The sequence below is a fragment of the Rhodococcus sp. NPDC003322 genome (assembly GCF_053589555.1).
The window spans coordinates 527,865-548,690 of the sequence record NZ_JBSFSC010000003.1; the positions used below are offsets into that span (position 1 = coordinate 527,865).

General features: G+C 68.1%; 20 protein-coding genes. 19 read left to right on the plus strand and 1 reads right to left on the minus strand.

The features are described from left to right. Positions 1-41: 41 nt before the first annotated feature. On the minus strand, positions 42-1,514 hold the full coding sequence (locus ACWDUM_RS14665) for an aldehyde dehydrogenase (RefSeq protein ID WP_450116506.1): 1,473 nt from the start codon (positions 1,512-1,514) through the stop codon (positions 42-44). Between the two features lie 396 nt (positions 1,515-1,910). Here ACWDUM_RS14665 and ACWDUM_RS14670 point away from each other — a divergent pair, with 396 nt between their 5' ends. From ACWDUM_RS14670 to ACWDUM_RS14760, 19 genes are all read left to right on the plus strand, one after another. Continuing rightward, entirely contained in the window at positions 1,911-2,507 is a 597-nt protein-coding gene (locus ACWDUM_RS14670; RefSeq protein WP_450116505.1) for a TetR/AcrR family transcriptional regulator, read from the plus strand. 3 nt (positions 2,508-2,510) lie between these two features. Continuing rightward, positions 2,511-3,740, plus strand: a complete 1,230-nt coding sequence (locus ACWDUM_RS14675) for a cytochrome P450 (RefSeq protein WP_450134525.1) — start codon at positions 2,511-2,513, stop codon at positions 3,738-3,740. Beyond that, positions 3,740-4,558, plus strand: coding sequence for an SDR family oxidoreductase (locus ACWDUM_RS14680; RefSeq protein WP_450116503.1), 819 nt, complete (start codon positions 3,740-3,742; stop codon positions 4,556-4,558). Before ACWDUM_RS14675 ends, ACWDUM_RS14680 begins: the two co-directional genes overlap by 1 nt. Then, a complete protein-coding gene (locus ACWDUM_RS14685) occupies positions 4,558-5,982 on the plus strand; it encodes a cytochrome P450 (protein WP_450116502.1) in 1,425 nt (474 codons plus the stop codon). Before ACWDUM_RS14680 ends, ACWDUM_RS14685 begins: the two co-directional genes overlap by 1 nt. Before the next feature lie 2 nt (positions 5,983-5,984). Continuing rightward, a complete protein-coding gene (locus ACWDUM_RS14690) occupies positions 5,985-6,179 on the plus strand; it encodes a ferredoxin (RefSeq protein ID WP_450116501.1) in 195 nt (64 codons plus the stop codon). Positions 6,180-6,241: 62 nt separating this feature from the next. Next, entirely contained in the window at positions 6,242-6,793 is a 552-nt protein-coding gene (locus ACWDUM_RS14695) for a nuclear transport factor 2 family protein (protein WP_450134526.1), read from the plus strand. Further along, positions 6,787-8,049 (plus strand): hypothetical protein, encoded by a 1,263-nt coding sequence (locus ACWDUM_RS14700; RefSeq protein ID WP_450134527.1) that lies wholly within the window; start codon positions 6,787-6,789, stop codon positions 8,047-8,049. Before ACWDUM_RS14695 ends, ACWDUM_RS14700 begins: the two co-directional genes overlap by 7 nt. 46 nt (positions 8,050-8,095) lie before the next feature. Continuing rightward, positions 8,096-9,751 (plus strand): acyl-CoA synthetase, encoded by a 1,656-nt coding sequence (locus tag ACWDUM_RS14705; RefSeq protein ID WP_450134528.1) that lies wholly within the window; start codon positions 8,096-8,098, stop codon positions 9,749-9,751. A gap of 40 nt (positions 9,752-9,791) precedes the next feature. Then, the gene (locus ACWDUM_RS14710) at positions 9,792-11,081 is read left to right on the plus strand and encodes a cytochrome P450 (protein WP_450116497.1); all 1,290 of its coding nucleotides are present in this window, start codon (positions 9,792-9,794) and stop codon (positions 11,079-11,081) included. Positions 11,082-11,191: 110 nt separating this feature from the next. Then, positions 11,192-11,905: an MlaE family ABC transporter permease gene (locus ACWDUM_RS14715; RefSeq protein ID WP_450116516.1), complete on the plus strand. Its 714-nt coding sequence runs from the start codon at positions 11,192-11,194 to the stop codon at positions 11,903-11,905. Positions 11,906-11,983: 78 nt separating this feature from the next. Continuing rightward, on the plus strand, positions 11,984-12,769 hold the full coding sequence (locus tag ACWDUM_RS14720) for an MlaE family ABC transporter permease (RefSeq protein WP_450116515.1): 786 nt from the start codon (positions 11,984-11,986) through the stop codon (positions 12,767-12,769). Between the two features lie 8 nt (positions 12,770-12,777). Further along, positions 12,778-13,944 (plus strand): MCE family protein, encoded by a 1,167-nt coding sequence (locus ACWDUM_RS14725; RefSeq protein WP_450134529.1) that lies wholly within the window; start codon positions 12,778-12,780, stop codon positions 13,942-13,944. Next, positions 13,941-14,987 (plus strand): MCE family protein, encoded by a 1,047-nt coding sequence (locus tag ACWDUM_RS14730; protein ID WP_450134530.1) that lies wholly within the window; start codon positions 13,941-13,943, stop codon positions 14,985-14,987. Before ACWDUM_RS14725 ends, ACWDUM_RS14730 begins: the two co-directional genes overlap by 4 nt. After that, positions 14,984-16,006 carry an MCE family protein gene (locus tag ACWDUM_RS14735; protein ID WP_450134531.1) on the plus strand — a complete coding sequence of 341 codons (1,023 nt, stop codon included), beginning with the start codon at positions 14,984-14,986 and terminating at the stop codon, positions 16,004-16,006. Before ACWDUM_RS14730 ends, ACWDUM_RS14735 begins: the two co-directional genes overlap by 4 nt. Next, positions 16,003-17,289 carry an MCE family protein gene (locus ACWDUM_RS14740; protein WP_450134532.1) on the plus strand — a complete coding sequence of 429 codons (1,287 nt, stop codon included), beginning with the start codon at positions 16,003-16,005 and terminating at the stop codon, positions 17,287-17,289. Before ACWDUM_RS14735 ends, ACWDUM_RS14740 begins: the two co-directional genes overlap by 4 nt. Beyond that, on the plus strand, positions 17,286-18,410 hold the full coding sequence (locus ACWDUM_RS14745; protein ID WP_450134533.1) for an MCE family protein: 1,125 nt from the start codon (positions 17,286-17,288) through the stop codon (positions 18,408-18,410). Before ACWDUM_RS14740 ends, ACWDUM_RS14745 begins: the two co-directional genes overlap by 4 nt. Then, positions 18,407-19,723 carry an MCE family protein gene (locus ACWDUM_RS14750; protein ID WP_450134534.1) on the plus strand — a complete coding sequence of 439 codons (1,317 nt, stop codon included), beginning with the start codon at positions 18,407-18,409 and terminating at the stop codon, positions 19,721-19,723. Before ACWDUM_RS14745 ends, ACWDUM_RS14750 begins: the two co-directional genes overlap by 4 nt. Continuing rightward, positions 19,693-20,283 carry a hypothetical protein gene (locus tag ACWDUM_RS14755; RefSeq protein WP_450116490.1) on the plus strand — a complete coding sequence of 197 codons (591 nt, stop codon included), beginning with the start codon at positions 19,693-19,695 and terminating at the stop codon, positions 20,281-20,283. Before ACWDUM_RS14750 ends, ACWDUM_RS14755 begins: the two co-directional genes overlap by 31 nt. Next, a complete protein-coding gene (locus ACWDUM_RS14760; protein ID WP_450134535.1) occupies positions 20,280-20,762 on the plus strand; it encodes a hypothetical protein in 483 nt (160 codons plus the stop codon). Before ACWDUM_RS14755 ends, ACWDUM_RS14760 begins: the two co-directional genes overlap by 4 nt. Positions 20,763-20,826 lie beyond the last annotated feature (64 nt).

Genomic DNA, 20,826 nt, shown 5'->3' on the forward strand with positions numbered 1-20,826 from the left:
CTTTCTGTCGAGTCGAAGATTGCTCGGGAAGTGGCCCGGTTCTAGGAGGTGGCCGGGCCGGCGACGAGCTTGGTCTCGAGGTACTCCTCGAAGCCCGCGACACCCATCTCCCGGCCGATGCCGGACTGCTTGTAGCCGCCGAACGGGGCGTCCGCGGAGTACCAGAGACCGCCGTTGACGCCGAGGGTGCCGGTGCGCACCCCGGCGACCACCCGTTCGATGCGTCCGGGGTCGGTGCCCCACACGGCCCCGGACAGGCCGTACGGCGAGTCGTTGGCGATCCGGATCGCATCCTCGTCCCCGTCGTAGGGCAGGATCACGAGCACGGGTCCGAAGATCTCCTCCTGTGCCACTCGCGCGGAGTTGTCCAGTCCGGCAATGAGAGTCGGCTGGATGAAGTAGCCGCGCTCCTGGCTTTCGAGGCGACCGCCGCCCGTGACGAAGGTGCCGCCCTCCTCGAGTGCGAGGTTCAGGTAGCCCTCGACGCGCTCGCGCTGCTTCGCCGAGATCAGCGGTCCGCAGACGACGCCGGGCTTGGTCGGGTCGCCGACCCCGACCCCCGCGAGTGCCTTGGCGGCGGCCGCGACGGCCTCGTCGTACTTCTCACGGGGCACAAGCAGGCGGGTGCACAGCGCGCAGCCCTGGCCGGCGTGCACGGCCACCGAGAACGCCGCCATGGAGCTTGCGGCCTTGATGTCGGCGTCGTCGAGGACGATGAACGCGGACTTGCCGCCGAGTTCGAGGAACACCTTCTTCAGGGACTGCGAGGCCGCGGCCATCACGGCGCGGCCGGTCGCCGTGGACCCGGTGAACGAGACCAGGTCGACGCGGGGGTCGGTGCACAGCTGCTCGCCGAGCTTGTGGTCGGTGGAGGTGACGATGTTGACGACGCCGGCCGGGATCTCGGTCTCCTCGGCGATCACCTTGCCGACCAGCGCGGCGCACCACGGGGTGTCGGGGGCGGGCTTGAGCACGACGGTGTTGCCCGCGGCGAGTGCAGGCCCCAGCTTGGCGAAGTTGATCTGGTGCGGGAAGTTCCACGGTGTGATTGCGCCGACCACACCGACCGCCTCCTTGAGCAGCCGGCGGTGCGTGGGGATTCCCATCGGAGTCGCGTTGCCGAGATCCTGTTCCCACGAATAGCTTTCGGCGAGATCTGCCCAGTAGCGCAGGTCCTCGATCGGACCCTCGAGCTGCGGGCCTGCGGTGAGCATGGCCGGCGCGCCGACCTCGGCGATGGTGACCTCGCGCAGTTCCTCGATGTGCGACTGCAGCGCGTCGCAGAGTTGGCGCAGGCAGCGGGCGCGGAAGGCGTGGTTTCGGGACCAGTCGGTGGTGTCGAAGGCGCGGCGGGCCGCGGTGATCGCGGCATCCATGTCCGACGCAGTGGCCTCGGCGGCGTGGCCGATCACCTCTTCGGTGGCCGGGTTCACGATCTCGAATGTGCCGCCGGAGCCGGGAACCAGTTTGCCGTCGACGAGCAGTGCCGAGCTGTCGGCAGGTCGAAGCGTCATTGCGCAGAACCTTCCTTTCTGGACAGGTGTCTGGACTATAGTTCGAACAAATGTCACACGCAATGGGTTTCGGGCAGAAGTGAATTCGAGATCGGGTCTCGACAAAACGTGAAAGCGGTGTCTACTGTGGGCACCGCCTCGGCGCCCCGGAGTCAGTTTCCGGGCCGTGGGTCGAGTGCTCTCTCGTTTCCCTGTTCGACTGATCGAAGGGAGTTCGTCATGAATCGAGTCGATGTGAGCGCCGGCGGCGGTGCCGTCGGTCGAACCGGGTTTGCCCGGTCGTGCCTCGTGCGATCGGAGCGGTAGGGCGCTCAGCCCTGCTGACCAGCGACGATGGCGCGCGACACGATCCGGGATTCGGCCCGGAAGGATGGTTACGGGCAGCGAACTGTAGTAATGTCTGGACATGTGTCTAGTAGTAATCGTGTTTCCAGTAGCTTCGAATCCACCCGCCGGCGTCTGACGCCCAAGCAGGCCGACACCGTCGACCGCCTCTGTGTGGCCGCGGTGGACGTTCTGCGAGAAGAGGACTTCGCCGGGCTGACGGTCCGCACCGTCGCGGCCAGGGCGGGTGTCGGCCCCGCGACGGCGTACACCTACTTCTCGTCCAAGGAACACCTCGTCGCGGAGGTGTTCTGGCGCAGGCTCTCGCAGTCGCCGCGACCGGAGACGAACGGACACGATCGCACCGGGCGCGTCGTCGCGGTGCTGCGGGACATTGCGCTGCTGCTCGCCGACGAGCCCGGGCTCTCCGCCGCGGTCACCAACGCGCTGCTCGGCAGTGACCCGGATGTCGAACACCTGCGGTTGCGGATCGGCATCGAGATCCGGGACCGGCTCGTCGAGGCGCTGGGCGAGGACGCCGACCCCGACGTGCTCGAGACGCTCGAACTTCTCTACGCCGGAGCGCTGCTCCGAGCCGGCATGGGCTACGGGTCCTACGCGGACCTCGCCGACCGGCTGGAGCGTTCCGCCACAATAATTCTGGAGTAGCCAATGACCGACCCGACTGGTGCGACCCGCGCCGGATCCCTGATCGACCCAGTGGTCTTCAACCCGTACGACTACGACTTCCACGAGGATCCGTATCCCACGTACGCGCGGTTGCGCGCCGAGGCGCCGCTCTACCACAATCCGGAGATCGGGTTCTGGGCGTTGTCCCGGCACGCCGACGTCCAGGATGCGTTCAAGGACAACACGCGGCTCTCCAGTGCCAACGGGGTCTCGCTCGACCCGGCGGCCTACGGTCCGCACGCACACCTGGTGATGTCCTTCCTCGCCATGGACGACCCACGGCACATGCGGCTCCGGCAGCTCGTCTCCCGCGGCTTCACTCCGCGCCGCGTCGCCGAGATGGACGGCCGGATCCTGGAACTGACACGGCAGTACCTGGATCCGGCGCTGGCGTCGGGTGAGTTCGACTGGATCGCCGAGGTCGCGGGCAAGCTGCCGATGGACGTGATCTCCGAACTGATGGGTGTGCCCCAACCCGACCGTGCGGAACTGCGACGGCTCGCGGATCTGGTGGTGCACCGCGAGGACGGGGTGCTCGACGTGCCGCAGGCGTCGGTCGAGGCGTCGATAAGCCTGATGGGCTACTACAAGGAGATGATCGAGCAGCGCCGGCGCTCTCGCACCGAGGACCTCACGTCGGCCCTGCTGGACGCCGAGATCGACGGCGACAAGCTGTCCGATCAGGAGATTCTCGGGTTCATGTTCCTCATGGTGGTCGCAGGCAACGAGACCACCACCAAGCTCCTCGGCAACGCCCTGTACTGGGGTGCGCACAATCCGGACCAGGTCGCGCCGGTGCTCGGTGACCCCGACCGGGTGTCGGACTGGGTCGAGGAGACCCTCCGCTACGACACCTCCAGCCAGATCGTCGCCCGCACCACCGCCGTCGACCTCGAGTACTACGGGCAGACGGTGCCGGCGGGGGAGAAGATGCTGCTGGTGATCGGGTCGGCCAACCGGGACGAGGACGTGTTCGACGACGCCGACCAGTTCCAGATCGGTCGTGACTCGACCAACAAGCTCGCGAGTTTCGGTGGCGGGGTGCACTTCTGCCTCGGCGCCCACCTCGCCCGGCTCGAAGCCAACATCGCGCTGCGGGAGTTCGCAACCCGGGTGCGCGAGTACGACGTCGACGAGTCCGGAATCGAACGTGTCCATTCGACGAACGTGCGGGGCTTCGCGGCCCTGCCGGTGAAGGTGAAGGTGCGCTGATGCCCCGTTTCGAACCCAACCCCGACCGCAGGCCCGCGCTGATCAGCGGGGCATCCTCCGGAATCGGCGAGGCCACCGCCTACGCCCTCGCCGAGCTCGGGCACCCGGTCGCACTCGGCGCCCGCCGAGTCGAGCAGACCGAGGCGATCGCGGAGAAGATCCGCGCCAACGGCGGCGAGGCGTTCGTCCACCACCTCGACGTCACCGACGGCGAGTCCGTCGACGCATTCGTCACCGCCGCCGAGGCCGCCCTCGGACCGATCGAGATCGTGGTCTCCGGTGCCGGCGACCTCGAGTTCGGCATGGCCGACGAGATGGATCCGCTCCGCTTCTCCAAGCAGATCGACGTGCACCTGGTCGGCGCGCAGCGACTGGCTCACCGGGTGCTGCCCGGCATGCGCGAGCGCCAGCGCGGCGACTTCGTGCTGATCGGGTCGGACTGCGCCGACCGCCCGCGGCCGGGCATGGGCGCCTACGACGCCGCCAAGGCGGGCCTCGAGGCGATGGGCCGACAGATGCGAATGGAACTCGAGGGCACCGGAATTCGGGCCTCGATCGTCCGCCCCGGGCCGACCTTCACCGGGATGGGCATGGACTCCACCCCGGAGATCCTCGCCCCCGTCGCCGAACTCTGGAGCAAGTGGGGCTTCGCGCGGCACGGCTACATGCTGCGCGCCTCCGACATGGCCAATGCCGTGCTCGCGGTCGTCACCGCGCCGCGCGGAGCGCATCTCGTGCTCGTCGAGGTGCAGCCGGAGGCCCCGCTGGCACCCCGTCCCACCCCCGAGAGCACCGACTCCACCGAGGAGAAGAACTGATGACGCTTCCACTCCCGCCCCGGGTGTCCGGCGGCGAACACGAGCACGGCCACCTCGAGGAACTGCGCACCGACCCGATCGCGCTGATGCGCCGGGTTCGCGAGGAGTGCGGCGATGTCGGGGTGTTCCGGCTCGTCGATCGTGACGTGGTGATGCTCTCGGGCGCCGAGGCCAACGAATTCTTCTTCCGGTCCGACGACGAGGACCTCGATCAGCAGGCCGCCTACCCGTTCATGAAGCCGGTGTTCGGCGAGGGTGTCGTCTTCGATGCCAGCCCGGAGCGCCGCAAGGAGATGCTGCACAACACCGCGCTGCGTGGTGAGCAGATGAAGGGCCACGCGACCACGATCGGCATCGAGGTCGAGGACATGCTCTCGCGGTGGGGCGACGAGGGCGAGATCGACCTGCTCGAGTTCTTCGCCGAGCTGACCATCTACACCTCCTCGGCGTGCCTGATCGGCAAGAAGTTCCGGGACGAGCTGGACGGCCGCTTCGCCGAGCTGTACCACGATCTCGAGCAGGGCACCGACGCGCTGGCCTTCGTGGACCCGTACGCGCCGATCGAGAGCTTCCGCCGCCGGGACGCCGCGCGCGTCGCCCTCGTCGAGCTGGTGCAGGGCATCATGGACGGCCGGATCGCGAATCCGCCTCAGGGCAAGGAGGATCGGGACATGCTCGACGTCCTGGTCTCGATCAAGGACGAGGAGGGCAACCTCCGGTTCTCCGCCGACGAGATCACCGGCATCTTCATCTCGATGATGTTCGCCGGCCACCACACCACCTCCGGCACCGCGGCGTGGTCGCTGATCGAACTGCTTCGCCACCCGGAGACGATGGCGGCGGTGACGACCGAGCTCGACGAGCTGTACTCCGACGGCGCGGACATCAGCTTCCACGCGCTACGCCAGATCCCGGTGCTCGAGGCCGTGATCAAGGAGACCCTCCGCCTGCACCCGCCGCTGATCCTGCTGCTGCGCGTCGCCCGCGGCGACTTCGAGGTCGGCGGGTTCGCGATCAACGAGGGCGATCTCGTCGCCGCGACCCCGGCGATCTCGAACCGGATCCCCGAGGACTTCCCGAATCCGGACCACTTCGATCCGGGCCGCTACATCGACCCGAACCAGGAGGACATCGTCAACCGGTGGACCTGGATCCCGTTCGGGGCGGGCAGGCACCGCTGCGTCGGCGCGGCCTTCGCGCAGATGCAGCTCAAGGCGATCTTCTCGTTGCTGTTGCGGGACTACGAGTTCGAGATGGCGCAGCCGGCGGACAGCTACCGCAACGACCACTCCAAGATGGTCGTCCAGCTGCAGCAGCCGTGCACGGTCCGCTACCGCAGGCGCACGAGCCGCGCGGCCGCCGTCGGTGCGGCCGCCGCTGCACCCGCGGGCTGCCCCGTCGCGCACAGCACGAGCGAGGCGTGATCATGCGCGTCGAGGCGGACCTGGACCTGTGCCAGGGGCACGCCGCCTGCGAGATGGAGGCGCCGGACGTGTTCACGGTGCCCAAACGGGGGAAGGTCGAAATCCTCGACGCGAACCCGCCCGAGTCGTTGCGCCCCGACGTGGAGAACGCGGTCCGTTACTGCCCGACCCAGGCGCTGCGGATCGTGGAGGACTGACGGCCGGGCGGCCGTCACACACACAGCCCCACCCACACACTTTTTCGAAGGAGAAGAAACCGATGACCGGATTCGATCGCGCCGAGCTCGACGAGATGGTGCAGCGTTGGCTGGATGCGAACAAGAAGGCCGAGGCCGAGGGTGACTGGAAGCCGTTGGCCGAGTTCTACACCGAGGACGCGACGTACGGCTGGAACTACGGTCCGAAGCAGGACTTCATGGCCGTCGGTCGGGACGAGATCCGGGAGGTGGCGCTGGGCCTCGAGATGCAGGGCCTCGAGGGCTGGGAGTACGAGTACAAGCACGTTCTCGTCGACGACCGCACCGGCGACGTGATCGGGCTCTGGACCCAGGTCTCCGACGCCAAGCGTGAGGACGGCACCAACTACTCCGTGTACGGCATCGGCGGCAGCTGGTTCAAGTACGGCGGCAACTTCCAGTGGTCCTGGCAGCGCGACTTCTTCGACTTCGGCAACGTCTCCGCACTCTTCATGGAGATGATCCAGAACAACGCGCTGTCCGCGGGTATGCAGTCGCGGATCCAGCGATCCATCTCCGGCGAGAAGCTGCCGGGCTGGTACCCCGTCGGCCAGGCCCCGGTCCCGCTGTGGTGAGTCCCGAGACGGAGCCGGCGCGCTCGTTCGCGGCGCTCTCGCGTGCAGATCTCGCCACCCTGGTGCCGGAACTGCTGCTGACCGGCCAACTCATCGACCGCTCCGGCATGGCGCACCTGATCGTCGAATTCGGGCGCGAGGGTATGGCGCAGGTCGCGATCGAGGAATGGCAGGCGTCGAGTCCCTGGTACACCCGGCGCATGCAGAAGGCGCTGCGGTACGAGGGCGACGACGTGGTGACCATCTTCAAGGGTCTGCAACTCGACATCGGGGCGCCGCCGCAGTTCATGGACTTCCGGTACCGGGTGGACGACCCGCAGCACGGGGAGTTCTGGCTCGATCACTGCGGGGCACTGATGGACGTCGAGCCGCTCGGCGACGAGTACGTCACCGCGATGTGCCACGACATCGAGGACCCGACCTTCGACGCGACGGCACTCGCGACCAACCCGCATGCGCAGGTGCGGCCGATCCACCGGCCGCCGCGGCGGCCCGCCGACCGGCACCCGCACTGCGCGTGGACGGTGATCATCGACGACGCGCACGTTCCGCCCGTCATGGAGTCGCACACCGAGCAGATCGGGCGCACCGCCGCCAACGGCCTGGAACTGAGCCCGATCGACATCAGCGGCGAGGGCAACCACGACTACTCGGGCCCACTGCTCTCGGATGTCCGGTTCGCGGATTTCTCGCAGTCGGCGCTGGTGCGGATCGCCGAGGAGGTGTCCCTGCAGCAGCATCTGCTCGCGCTCGGCTTCCTGATCGCCGTCCGCAAGCGGGCCGACGAGGACAAGGCGCTGGAGATCACCCGCAAGCAGCTCACCGGTATCGCCGGCGTCACCGCGCAGCGGATCCGGGACGCGCTCGGACTGTCCGACGATCTCGAGAGTCTGGCGACGGTGCTGTCGCTGCATCCGCTGTTCAACCCGAAACAGTACGTGGACAGTGAGATTCGTTTCGACGGTGACCGGCTCGAACTCTGGATCGGCCGTGGCGGACCGGTGGACGCGGACGGTGGCTGGCCGACCCTGATCGACGGCGAGCACCTGGAGGCGCTGCACGCGCTGGTGCGCGGAGTGAACCCGCGCTTCACCGTCCGGGTCGTCGGCGAGGAACCCTCGGGCCTGCTCGTCGTGGTCGACACCACCGACGAGCCCGCTCGCGAATGCGTCGAGGTCGCGATCACCAAGGTCAGCACCGGCGCCGCTTTTGTTTTCGAAGACCGCGGAATTCCCCTGCCGCTGTATGTAATCTGACGCTCCACGTCAGCTGCGCGGCCGAACACTCGCAAAGGACATTTGCATGGCCTACACGTTCGCCGATCTGTTCGAGCACTCTGTGGACGCAATGCCCGACCGCCTCGCGATGATCGTCTCCGGCGAGGAGGTGACCTACCGTGAGCTCGACGAGCGGGCCAACCGGCTCGCCCACCACCTCGAGAACACCGGTTTCGGCGTGGGCGCCCACATCGGCATCCACATGCACAACTCGATCGAGACGATGGTCGCGATCATCGCGGCGTTCAAGCTCCGCGCCGTGCCGCTGACCGTGAACTATCGGTACACCGCCGACGAGCTGCAGTACCTCTACGACAACGCCGACCTCGAGGCCCTGGTGTTCCACCAGGGTTTCGCGGACAACGTCGCCGCGGTGCTGCCCGCGGCACCGCGGATCCGGCACCTCATCTCGGTTCCCGACGAGTTGGCGACCGGGCAGGAGACACAGGTTCCGGACGCGCTCGCGTTCACCGACGCCCTGGCGGAGAGCACGCCCGAGAGGGGATTCGGGGAACGCAGCCCCGACGACCACTACATCTTCTACACCGGTGGCACGACCGGCAGGCCCAAGGGCGTGGTCTGGCGGCACGAGGACATCTGGCGGGTGCTCGCCGGCGGCATCGACTTCTATTCCGGTGAGCCGATCGCCGACGAGTTCCAGCAGTCCCGGAACGGTGTGGCCGCGGGCGAGGCGATGCGGTGGGTGATGCTGCCGCCGCTGATCCACACCTCGGCCCTGATGCCGACCTTCAACGCCTTCTTCTCGGGCAACACCGTGATCATGGAGCCGAAGTTCGACGCCGCCCGGGTGTGGGAGTTGGTCGCCGACCACCGGCCGCAGGTCATGGTGATCACCGGAGACGCGATGGGCAGGCCCCTGATCGACACCTTCCACGAACAGGACCGGGACACCTCGAGCCTGGCGGTGCTCGCATCCGGTGCGGCGTTGTTCTCCGGGTCGGTCAAGGATGCCTTCTTCGACGCGATGCCGAACCTGATGATCTCCGACTCGGTCGGATCCTCCGAGACAGGATTCGGCGGTATCGGTTTCGCCACCAAGGGGGTGGAGCAACACGGCGGCCCCAAGGTCGGCGGCAACAAGTACTCGGTCGTGGTCGACGACGACGGCCGCATCCTGCCGCCGGGCTCCGGCGGCGAGGGGTGGCTCACCAAGCTCGGCAACATCCCGGTCGGCTACTACAACGACCCCGCGAAATCCGCCGAGATCTTCCGCACGGTGACGGGCTCCGCCGACGGGAGTTCCGCGAGCTCCACTCAACGCGCCGTCGTCACCGGCGACCGCGCCCGGATCGAGGACGACGGTTCGATCACCCTGCTCGGCCGCGGAAACATGGTGATCAACACCGGCGGTGAGAAGGTTTTCGCGGAGGAGGTCGAGGCGGTCGTCAAGGCGCACCCGGACGTCTACGACGCGATCGTGATCGGCGTTCCCGACGACCGGTGGGGTAACCGGGTCGCCGCGGTGTTGCGGGCCCGCGACGGCGTCGAGCTGGACTTCGAATCCATCGAGAAGCACTCGCGCAGCCAGTTGGCCGGCTACAAGATTCCCCGCACCTTCTGGGTCGCGGCGGAGGTTGTGCGAACTCCGAGCGGCAAGCCCGACTTCGGCTGGGCCAAGGCCCACGCGACGGCGAACGACCCAGACCACCGAATCGACTAGACCTCCGCGCTCGGCGCGGACCTACGAGGAGTCCACTGCAATGGCCGACAACATCGACCTCGATCTGCCCGAAGGCTTCGACTTCACAAGCCCACAACTGCACGGCGAGCGGATGCCGTTCGAGGAGTACGCGAAGCTGCGTCGGCACGCGCCGGTGTGGTGGAACGCAAAGGACCCCGGGATCGACGGATTCCAGGACGACGGCTTCTGGGTCGTCTCGCGGCACGCCGACATCCGGGACGTCTCCCTGCGTTCGGACGAGTTCTCCTCCAACGTGAACGGCGCGATTCCCCGCCACGAGGCCACGATTTCACCCGAGGAACTCGAGGTCACCAAGCACGTCCTGATCAACAAGGACGCCCCCGACCACACCAAACTGCGCAAGCTGGTCTCGCGTCTGTTCACGCCGAGGTCCGTGGAGTCCATGCGCGACGAACTCGAGGAACGCGCCGATCGGATCGCCTCGGGGGCCGTCGAGAGCGGTAGCGGTGACTTCGTGCACGAGGTCGCCAGTGAGCTCCCGATGCAGGCGATCTCGGAGCTGCTCGGGGTTCCCGCCGAGGCACGGCAGCAGCTGTTCGAGTGGTCCAATCAGATGACCGGTTACGACGACGAGACCCTGGCCGGCGAGTCCCGGATGGCCTCGGCGCAGATCCTCGGCTACGCGTACGAGTTGGCGGAGGCTCGGCGGGCGGAACCGCTCGACGACATCATCTCCGCCCTCGTGCAGGCCGACGTCGACGGCGAGGCCCTGACTCCGGAACAGTTCGGGTTCTTCGTCGTGATGCTCGCGGTTGCCGGAAACGAAACAACCCGAAACGCAACGACTCTCGGCTTGATGGCGTTTCTCGAGCACCCCGAACAGTGGGAGCTGTTCAAGCGGGAACGGCCGAAGACCGCTGCAGACGAGATCATCCGCTGGGCGTCACCGCTCATCGCGCAGCAGCGCACCGCGTTGCTGGACACCGAGATCGCGGGTACCTCGATCGCGAAGGGTCAGCGAGTGGTGCTGCTGTACGGGTCGGCGAACTTCGACGAGGAGGTGTTCGAGAACCCGAACACCTTCGACATCCTGCGTGACCCCAACCCGCATCTCGCCTTCGGCGGGACCGGTCCGCACTACTGCATCGGTGCGAATCTCGCGCGGATGGAGATCGATCTGATCTTCAACGCGATCGCCGACCACATGCCCGACATCACCAGACTCGGCGATGCGGTCCGGCTGCAGTCAGGGTGGATCAACGGCATCAAGGAGTTGCGGGTCGACTACGGCTGCCCGCAGTCGGCGAAGGCGCCGGCCGGCGCCGATCAGTGTCCCGTGGTGCACTGAACGTGACGGCGCCGGCGGGTTCGGGGGGACGCAGCGCCGCGGTTGCGTTGCGGGGGCCGACGCGGGAACTCGGGAGAGGTGCACTGCGGGGGCTCGGCGAGTTCTACAAGATGGCGGCGGATGTCGCCGTCGGCTTGGTGCGGACCCGTTTCCAGCTCCAGGAGTTCCTCGAACAGAGCTGGATGATCGCGCGGGTGTCGATCGTGCCGACCGTTCTGGTCGCCGTGCCGTTCACCGTGCTGGTGAGCTTCACCCTCAACATCCTGCTCCGTGAGATCGGCGCCGCGGACCTCAGCGGTGCGGGTGCCGCTCTCGGTGCGGTCACACAGGTCGGTCCGGTCGTGACGGTCCTCATCGTGGCCGGCGCAGGCGCGACCGCGATCTGCGCCGACCTCGGGTCCCGGACCATCCGGGAGGAGATCGACGCGATGGAGGTGCTCGGCATCGACCCGATCAACCGCCTGGTCATCCCGAGGGTCGTCGCGTCGACGGTGGTCGCGCTGCTTCTCAACGGACTGGTGTGCGTGATCGGCATCGCCGGCGGTTTCGTGTTCTCGGTGTTCCTGCAGGGCGTCAACCCGGGCGCGTTCGCGGACGGCATCACACTTCTCACCGGCCTGCCGGAGGTGGCCATCTCGATGGTCAAGGCGGCACTGTTCGGACTGCTCGCGGGTCTCGTCGCGTGCTACCGCGGCCTGACCGTCCGGGGAGGCCCGAAGGGCGTGGGTGAGGCGGTCAACGAGACCGTCGTCTACGCGTTCATGGCCCTGTTCGTGGTGAACACCATCGTCACCGCCGTCGGCATCCGCCTGACGGCGGGCTGAGAGGGGGCGCACGTGGCACTCACACCGACCGGAAAGTTCGGTCCCACCCGGGCCCGTGTCGCCCGGGCGTCGAGGTCGATGGACGACCTCGGGCGCCAGGCCGTGTTCTTCGCCCGCGCCATCGGGTTCATCCCGTGGGCACTGCGCAAGCATCCGAAGGAGGTGCTGAGGCTGATCGCCGAGATCAGCATGGGCACCGGTGCGCTCGCCCTGATCGGTGGCACCGTGGCCGTCGTGGGGTTCCTGACCCTGGCCTCGGGCGGCACCATCGCGATCCAGGGCTTCAGTTCGCTCGGCAACATCGGTGTCGAGGCCCTGACCGGATTCTTTTCCGCGTTCATCAACGTGCGGATCGCGGCACCGGTGATCGCGGGAATCGGGCTGTCCGCGACCATCGGGGCCGGGTCGACCGCACAGCTCGGCGCGATGCGGATCAGTGAGGAGATCGACGCGCTCGAGTCGATGGCGATCAGCTCGATTCCCTACGTCGTCAGTACCCGCGTCCTCGCAGGCATGCTGTCGATACTCCCGCTGTACTCGCTGGCGCTGGTCGCCTCGTTCCTCGCCGGTCGCTTCACCACCGTGATCATCTTCGGGCAGTCCTCGGGCCTGTACGACCACTACTTCACGACCTTCCTCGACCCGGTCGACGTCGCGTGGTCGTTCGTTCAGGTGCTGGTGATGGCGATGCTCGTGATGCTCATCCACACGTATTACGGCTTCAACGCCGCCGGTGGGCCGTCCGGAGTGGGCACAGCGGTCGGTCGCGGCGTACGGCTGTCCCTGATCTGCGTGGTCGCGGTGACGCTGCTCGTCTCGCTCGCGATCTACGGCGGCTCCGGCAACTTCAATCTGTCCGGTTAGGGGGGTACGTGCGCAGGTACGGATACAAGCTGGCCGCGGTGGCGCTGGTCGTCGCGGTCGCCGGCGTCGTCACCCTGGCGATCGCGCTGTTCAATCAGTCGTTCACGCAGCGTGTCCCGGTCACGGTGGTCGCCGAGCGCGCCGGACTCGTCATGGATCCCGGCGCCCGGGTGAAGATGGCCGGGGTGACGGTCGGGACCGTCGAGTCGATCTCCCCGGACAGCGATGCGACCGCGCGACTGTCGCTGCTGCTCGACCCGGACGCGCTCGCCGCGATCCCCGCGAATGTGGCGGTCGAGATCACCTCGAACACCGCATTCGGCGCCAAGTTCGTGAGCATGTCCGCGCCGGCGGAGCCGAGCGACGCCAGGCTGGCTGCCGGCGCCACCATCGACGCGTCGCACGTGACCGTGGAGATGAACACGGTCTTCGAGAACCTGACCGAGGTGCTGCGCACCGTCCAGCCCGAGAAGCTCGACGCCACCCTCGGCGCCATCTCCACCGCACTGCAAGGTCGGGGTGACCGTCTCGGAAACGCTCTCTCGCAGGCAGATTCGTCCTTGGTCGAGTTCTCGGGCGCCTACCCGGAGCTCGATCGGACGCTGACCTCGCTGCCTCCGGTCACCGACACCTACGCGGCTGTGTCTCCGGACCTCATGCGGTCACTGGAGTCGCTGACCACCTCGGGCGACACAATCGTGGACCAGCAGAAGAACCTGAGTCTGCTGCTGCTGAACGTGACCGGGCTGGCGAACACCGGGGGCGAGGTCCTGGCGCAGAACACCGACGCGGCAACGGCGGTGATGTCCCTGATGCGGCCGACCACCGCCGTGCTCGAGGAGTATTCGCCGGTGTTTCCGTGCATGTTCCACGGTCTGGAGGAGAGCAAGCACATCGGGTGGGGCGCCTACAACGGCCAGCCCGGACTGAAGATGTCGATCAGCCTCGTCCCCGGTGCCGAGCCCTACCACTACCCGGACGACCTGCCGAAAGTCGCGGCGACCGGCGGACCGCACTGCATGGGTCTGCCACTGCGTGACCCGAACGTCAACGCCCCCTACCTGGTGACCGACACCGGAGTGAACCCCTTCGCGCCGGACCGGCAGCCGGGCGGCGGGCAGTCGAACACCACGAAGGATCTGATGAGCTACCTGTTCGGGACGGCGGGCCGATGAGCGCCGGTTCGGCCCTGCGCAAGGGCTACGCGGTCAAGTTCGGCATCTTCGTTCTGGTCATGCTCCTCGTCAACGCGGGCCTGATCCTGGTGTTCGGCCAGCTGCGCAGTGGTGGCGCCACCACCCATGCCGCCGAGTTCACCAGTGCGTCGGGCCTCAAGCCCGGCGACAAGGTGCGCATCGCCGGCGTGCCGGTCGGCGCGGTCAGCTCGGTGCGGCTCGCCGGCGACCACCGCGCCGACGTGGAATTCACCGTCGACGACGGCAACACGCTGACGATCGCGACGAGGGCCGCGGTCCGCTACCAGGACCTCGTCGGGAACCGGTACCTGGAACTGCTCGACAGTCCCGGTGGTGCCGGCAGCGCACAGCCGCTCGCAGCGGGGGAGACGATCCCGGTGGAACGCACCGCACCTGCCCTCGACCTCGACGCGCTGCTCGGCGGGTTCAAGCCGCTGTTCCAGGCGTTGGATCCGGATCAGGTCAACCAGCTGTCGATGTCGCTGCTGGAGGTGTTCCAGGGCCAGTCGGGCACCGTCTCCTCGGTGCTCGCGCACACCGGGTCCATCACGAACACTCTCGCGGACCGGGACGAACTGATCGGCCGGGTGATCGACAACCTCGACGCCGTCCTCGCGGAACTACGGGGACGCGGCGGGCAGTTCGGCGACACCCTCGACCACCTGCAGCAACTCGTCAGCGGCCTGGACGCGGACCGGGAACTGATCGGCGCGGCGGTGTCGAGCGTGAACACGGCGACCGGTACGTTCGCCGACCTGCTCGCGGACACCCGGCCGGACATCTCCGGAACCCTCACCCAGCTCGGTGCGACCCTCGATCCACTGGTCGAGCAGCAGGGCGAGCTGAACCGGATCGTCGAGTCGATGCCGGCGAACTACCGCCAGCTCGTGCGAATCGGCGCCTACGGGTCGTTCTTCAACTTCTACCTGTGCGGCATCGCGATGAAGGTCGACGGCGCCGAGGGCAAGCCGATGACCGTGAACCTGATCGAGCAGAAGACCGGGAGGTGTGCGCCGCGATGAGAACCATGACGGAGAACCGGGCGGTGCGGGTGGGTGTGGTCGGACTGGCCGTCACCGCCGCGGTCGTGGTGGCCGCTCTGCAGTACCAGAACCTGCAGTTCCTCAAGTCCGGTGTCCGGTACAGCGCGGTGTTCGTCGACGCCAGCGGACTCGCTGCAGGCGACGAGGTGAACGCGGCCGGCGTGAAGATCGGCACCGTCGAGGCCATCGACGTCGAGAAGGGCCGGGCACGAGTCGATTTCCGCCTCGACGAGACCGTCGGCATGGGGGAGAGCACCGCGGCGGCGATCACCACGATGTCGCTCCTCGGCAAGCGGGCGGTGAGCCTGGACCTGCAGGGCGAGGGGCGGATACCCGTCGAGGGGCAGATACCGCTCGATCGGACCCGCTCGGCGTACTCGCTGCCCGACGTCCTCGGTGACCTGACCACCACCGTCGAGGACATCGACCTCGATCAGCTGTCGGCGTCGCTGGACGAGGTCGGAAAGGTGATGGCGGACAGTGCCCCCAACCTGCGGCCGGCGCTCGACGGTGTCGCCCGCATCTCCGACAGCCTGAACCGGCGCGACGAGACGCTGCGGGCGCTGCTCTCCGACGCCGACAACGTCGCCGGCATCCTCGCCGAACGTGGCCCCCAGGTCGATTCCCTGCTCGTGGACGGCAACGCGCTGCTCGGGGAGCTGGACCGGCGCCAGGCCGCGCTGTCGGAGGTGATCACCAACGTCTCGGCCGTCTCCACCCAGCTCAGTGGGCTGGTACACGACAACGAGGCGCAGATGGCCCCGGTCCTGGACAAGCTCAACACCGTGGTCGGGATCCTGCAGAAGAACAGGGACAACATGTCCCAGGGCATCGACGGGCTCGGCACCTATGTCGGCACGCTCGGCGACACCGTGGCCAGCGGACCCTTCTACTACTCGTACATCCAGAACCTGCTGCCAGGGCAGTTCACCCAGCCGTTGCTCAACGCGGGATTCGGGTTGCCACCCGCGCCGCTGCCCATCCCGGAGATCAAATGACGACCATCCCAGCCGCCTGGCGCAGGCCGGCCCTCGCGGTGGCCGCGCTCGTGCTCGTCGCCGCGCTCGTCGGCGCGGGTTACCTTGCGGTGCCGCATCTTCGCTACTACCGGGTGACCGCCTACTTCACCTCCACCACCGGCCTCTACGTCGGTGACGACGTCCGGGTGGTCGGGGTGGACGTCGGCCGCGTCACGGGTATCGACCCCGACGGGGAGCGGATGCGGGTGCAGCTGAAGCTGGACCGGGCGGTGCCCGTCGCCGTGGACGCGAAGGCGGTCATCGTGGCGCAGTCGCTGGTCTCCGCGCGTTTCGTGCAGTTGACGCCGGCGGTCACCGACGACGACGCGCCCGCGCTGGCCGACGGTGCGGTCATCGGGGTCGATCGCACCGCGGTCCCGGTCGAGTGGGACCAGGTCAAGGCCGAGTTGGGGCGCGCGGCCGACGCCCTCGGCCCCAAGGACGGTGACCCGGGTCCCGCCGCGAACCTGCTCAACGGCGCGGGAACCGCGTTGCAGGGCAACGGAACCGCACTGGGTAACTCGGTCGTCGAGCTGTCGCAGGCGATGAGCACGCTGTCCGACAGCGGCGGCGACCTCTTCGGTACCATCCGCGGACTGCAGGCGTTCACCACGGCGCTCGCCGCGAGCAACGAGCAGATCGTGCAGTTCCAGGGTCGACTGGCGTCGGTGTCGGGCCTGTTGGCGGACAGTCGAACCCAGCTGGCACCGGCACTCGGAGACCTGGACACCGCAATCGTCGACGTGCAGCGGTTCGTCGCGGAGAACCGGACCGGCCTCACCGACCAGGTGCAGAAGCTGGCGGACGTGTCGCAGGTGCTGGTCGACAAGCGGGACGGACTCGAGAAGATCCTGCACCTGGGTCCGACCGCGCTGTCGAACTACTACAACATCTACCGGCCTGCGCTCGGCTCGATGATCGGTGTGCCCGCCTTCCAGAACGTCGGCAATCCGATCAACTTCATCTGCGGAGCGATCGCCGGTGTCGCGAACGAGACGTCGGAGAAGGGCGCCGAGCTGTGCGCCCAGTATTTGGGCCCGCTGCTGAACACGGTCAAGGCGAACTATCCGGACCTGACCTTGAACCCGAGCCGTTCCCTCGGTGCCCATCCGGATCAGTTGGTCTACAGCGAGCCGCAGCTGAAGCTGGCCGCTCAGGCGACCGCGGCGGCGACCGTGACGTCGATGCCTGCGCTGACCATGCCGACCGTCCCGGTGCCTGACCTGGGCGGGCTCCTCGCACCGTGGAAGGGGAATCGATGATCGGCAGAGCGTGGGCGGCGGGCGGCGTCGCGTTGACGGGGGCGCTGCTGCTGTCGGGCTGTCAGTGGAGCGGGCTCAACTCCGTCGCTCTGCCTGGCGCGGCGGGACGCGGCGAGGGCAGCTGGTCGGTGGTGATCGAGATGCCCGATGTCACCACCATCAGCCCGAACTCGCCGGTGATGGTCGGCGACGTCACGGTCGGCAGCATCAGTGCGATCGAGACCGCCGACTGGCATGCGAAGGTGACCGTCTCCCTGGACGGTTCGGTGCAGTTGCCGGCGAACGCCACCGCCCGGATCGGTCAGACCAGCCTGCTCGGGTCCAAGCACATCGCTCTTGCGCCGCCCACCGACGTCCCGCCGGAGGGAACGCTGGCCGACGGTTCGGTGATTCCGCTGGAGCGGGCGGGGGTGTATCCGACCACCGAGGAGGCACTGACCGCGCTGTCGGTTGTTCTCAACGGTGGTGGGCTCGCGCAGGTGCAGACCATCACCACCGAACTGAACAAGGCACTCGACGGCCGACAGGATTCGGCGCGGAACCTGCTGTCCCAGATGGACACCCTCGCCGACACCCTCGACCGGCAGCGGGGCGCGATGGTGACCACGATGGCGAACCTCGACGGGTTCGCAGGCGAGATCGCGTCGCAGCGCGACGTACTCGGTCGTGCGCTCGACACCCTGGACCCGGCGATGAAGGTGCTCTCGGATCAGCGTGCCGAGCTGACGTTGGCCCTCGGTTCGGTCGGTCGGTTCGGTGACGTGGGAACCGAACTGGTCAACCGGACCCGGGACGACCTGAAGGCCAATCTGGCCGCGCTGGAGCCGACGTTCGCGCAGATCGCGGCCGCGGGACCGGACCTGATCAACAACCTCGGCAGTCTGAGCACCTTCCCGTTCCCGCAGGTCACCCTCGATCAGGCGATGCGGGGCGACTACACCAACCTCTGGGTGCTGGTGGACCTCACGGCCGCGCGCCTGCAGGAGAGCATTGCCGGTGGCGCCCTGGTGGGACCGCCGACGGCCGTCTCCGCGGGCGCGGTGGCCGACCCGATGACCGCGCCACTGGCGGCGGTCGCAGGGCAGCAGCAGTCGCCGAAGGGGGAGGGCAGCGGCCGATGATCCTGACCAAACTGGTTCGCACGCAGTTGACGATCTTCGCGGTCATCGCGGTGATCGGGATGACCGCGGCGGCGATCTCGTACCTGCGGATCCCGACCACCCTCGGGATCGGTCGCTACACCGTCACCGTCGAGATGCCGAACGCGGGCGGGCTGTACCGCAACGCGAACGTCACCTATCGCGGTGACACGATCGGACAGGTTCGCGAGGTACGCCTCGACCCCGACGCGGTGCGGGCCGAGCTGTCCCTGCAGAGTTCGACGCCCGTGCCGACCCTCGATCTCGCGGTGGCGGTGCGTAGCGTCTCGGCGATCGGCGAGCAGTACGTGGACCTGCAGCCGAGCACCACCGAGGGTCCCTTCCTGAGCGACGGGGACGTGATCGAGGCATCGCAGGTGACCGTGCCGCAGGAGATCGGTCCGGTGCTCGACCAGGCCAAGGCGATGCTCGCGACCGTCCCGCAGGACAAGCTGCGCGCGGTGATCGACGAGTCCGCGGCCGCGTTCGCCGGTAAGGGCCCGGACCTGGCGCGCCTGCTCGACTCCACCACTTCGTTCGTCGATCAGGCTTCGGCCGCAACGACTCCCGCGACCACCCTGGTGCGAAATCTGGCGCCGCTGCTCGACACGCAGGTCGTCACCGGCGACCAGATCCGGCAGTGGACCGCGAACGTGGCGCATCTGAGTGAGCAGCTCGCGGTCGCGGACGGCTCGGTCCGCGGCATCCTCGACAATGGGCCCGCGGCGGCCGCCGAGGCGGACACCCTGTTCCAGGACCTGCGACCGACGCTGCCGGTGCTGCTCGCGAACTTCACCAGTACCGCCCAGGTGGCGGTCACCTACAATCCGTCGATCGAGCAGGTGCTGGTGATCCTGCCTCCGCTCGTGGCCGCGCAGGAGACCGTCGTGCAGAAGGGGCAGGCCGACGGCGCCGCGTACGTCAACTTCCATGTGCAGGCACAGGACCCGGCCGCGTGCTCCACCGGCTACCTTCCCGCCGACCAGCGCCGGGACCCGACCGACATGAGCGTGCCCGACACCCCACCGGACCTGTTCTGCAGTGTGCCGCAGGACTCGAAGTTCGCCGTCCGCGGATCCCGGAACATCCCCTGCATGGACGTACCCGGCAAACGCGCCCCGACGCCCGCGATCTGCAAGAGCGACGAACCGTTCGTGCCCGCGGGCACCAACGCCCCCGACGAGTTGTACGCCGGGCCCGACGGAACGCAGTACGTCCACACCGAGGTGGCGCCCGCGGCGGCGGGTGGGGGAGGTGACACCGGATGGCAGCAACTCCTGGGCCCACGGCCGTGACCGCGGCGCGACCCGACGCCGTCGTGGCGATCACCGACACCGGCGGCGCCGACGGTGACGATGCGCCCCACGGGCGGCGATGGTTGCGGATCCTGCTGTCCCTCATCGGGATCGCCGCGACCGGTGCGTTGGTCGCCGGAGTCGTGACAGCCGGGTCGACGTGGCTAGCGGACCGGTCCCTGGCCGCGCATCGGCAGGCGCGCGTCGACGCCGCCACCGAGGGTGTGCTGGCAATGATCGACGTGCACACCGACACGGCGGACGCCGACCTCGCGCGACTACGCGAACGGAGTACCGGGCAGTTCGCCGACGAACTCGCCGACGGACACGCGGGACTGGCCACCGCGATCCGGGACGCGGCGGTGAACTCCGACGGCCGCATCGACTCCGCCGCCCTCGCGTCGGAGACGGATGGATCGGCGGTGGTGATCGTCGCGGCATCCGCCCAGGTCGCGAACGTCGACAGCCCGACCGCCGCGCCGCGCAGCTACCGGTTGCGGGTGACGGTGGACGGCGTCGACGGACGGCTGCTGATGTCGAAGGTGGAGTTCGTGCCATGAAGGGAAGGTGCATCGCGCTGGTGACCGCCGCCCTCGCGGTTGTCGCGATGGTTGTCGCCTTCACGGCGCTGTCGTGGGCGAACCGTGCGGCCGCCGAGCGGGAAGCGGTCCGGACCGACGCCGTGGCCGTGGGGCCTGCTCTGGTCGAGTCGGTGCTGAGCTACAACTCGCCGACCGTCGACGCGGATCTGGACCGGGCCGCACAGGCCGCCACCGGAGGATTCCGGGAGCGCTTCACCGACTACGCAACGAAAACCGTTGCCCCGCAGTCCAAGGAGCAGGGGATCAGTACCCGGGCTCGGGTGGTGGATGTCGGATTCGTCAGTGGCACAGACGATCACGCGCAGCTGCTGATGTTTGTGGACCAGATCACGACGTCCACGGCGCAACCGGCCCCCGCGAGCGCGACCAGTCGGGTGGAGGTGGGTCTGGACCTGGTCGACGGTCAGTGGCGCATCGCGGAGTTGACGCCCGTGTAGGTCGCGGTGTTCGTGCGAGGGGTGGGGTGAGTCGCCACCTTGGGTGTCTGTCGACGCCGGCTGT

What these genes read in the sequence shown, in the direction of transcription:
- ACWDUM_RS14665 (WP_450116506.1), bottom strand. Translation starts at nt 1,514, where the DNA reads ATGACGCTTCGACCTGCCGACAGCTCGGCACTGCTCGTCGACGGCAAA.
- ACWDUM_RS14670 (WP_450116505.1), top strand. Translation starts at nt 1,911, where the DNA reads ATGTCTGGACATGTGTCTAGTAGTAATCGTGTTTCCAGTAGCTTCGAA.
- ACWDUM_RS14675 (WP_450134525.1), top strand. Translation starts at nt 2,511, where the DNA reads ATGACCGACCCGACTGGTGCGACCCGCGCCGGATCCCTGATCGACCCA.
- ACWDUM_RS14680 (WP_450116503.1), top strand. Translation starts at nt 3,740, where the DNA reads ATGCCCCGTTTCGAACCCAACCCCGACCGCAGGCCCGCGCTGATCAGC.
- ACWDUM_RS14685 (WP_450116502.1), top strand. Translation starts at nt 4,558, where the DNA reads ATGACGCTTCCACTCCCGCCCCGGGTGTCCGGCGGCGAACACGAGCAC.
- ACWDUM_RS14690 (WP_450116501.1), top strand. Translation starts at nt 5,985, where the DNA reads ATGCGCGTCGAGGCGGACCTGGACCTGTGCCAGGGGCACGCCGCCTGC.
- ACWDUM_RS14695 (WP_450134526.1), top strand. Translation starts at nt 6,242, where the DNA reads ATGACCGGATTCGATCGCGCCGAGCTCGACGAGATGGTGCAGCGTTGG.
- ACWDUM_RS14705 (WP_450134528.1), top strand. Translation starts at nt 8,096, where the DNA reads ATGGCCTACACGTTCGCCGATCTGTTCGAGCACTCTGTGGACGCAATG.
- ACWDUM_RS14710 (WP_450116497.1), top strand. Translation starts at nt 9,792, where the DNA reads ATGGCCGACAACATCGACCTCGATCTGCCCGAAGGCTTCGACTTCACA.
- ACWDUM_RS14715 (WP_450116516.1), top strand. Translation starts at nt 11,192, where the DNA reads ATGGCGGCGGATGTCGCCGTCGGCTTGGTGCGGACCCGTTTCCAGCTC.
- ACWDUM_RS14720 (WP_450116515.1), top strand. Translation starts at nt 11,984, where the DNA reads ATGGACGACCTCGGGCGCCAGGCCGTGTTCTTCGCCCGCGCCATCGGG.
- ACWDUM_RS14730 (WP_450134530.1), top strand. Translation starts at nt 13,941, where the DNA reads ATGAGCGCCGGTTCGGCCCTGCGCAAGGGCTACGCGGTCAAGTTCGGC.
- ACWDUM_RS14735 (WP_450134531.1), top strand. Translation starts at nt 14,984, where the DNA reads ATGAGAACCATGACGGAGAACCGGGCGGTGCGGGTGGGTGTGGTCGGA.
- ACWDUM_RS14740 (WP_450134532.1), top strand. Translation starts at nt 16,003, where the DNA reads ATGACGACCATCCCAGCCGCCTGGCGCAGGCCGGCCCTCGCGGTGGCC.
- ACWDUM_RS14745 (WP_450134533.1), top strand. Translation starts at nt 17,286, where the DNA reads ATGATCGGCAGAGCGTGGGCGGCGGGCGGCGTCGCGTTGACGGGGGCG.
- ACWDUM_RS14750 (WP_450134534.1), top strand. Translation starts at nt 18,407, where the DNA reads ATGATCCTGACCAAACTGGTTCGCACGCAGTTGACGATCTTCGCGGTC.
- ACWDUM_RS14755 (WP_450116490.1), top strand. Translation starts at nt 19,693, where the DNA reads ATGGCAGCAACTCCTGGGCCCACGGCCGTGACCGCGGCGCGACCCGAC.
- ACWDUM_RS14760 (WP_450134535.1), top strand. Translation starts at nt 20,280, where the DNA reads ATGAAGGGAAGGTGCATCGCGCTGGTGACCGCCGCCCTCGCGGTTGTC.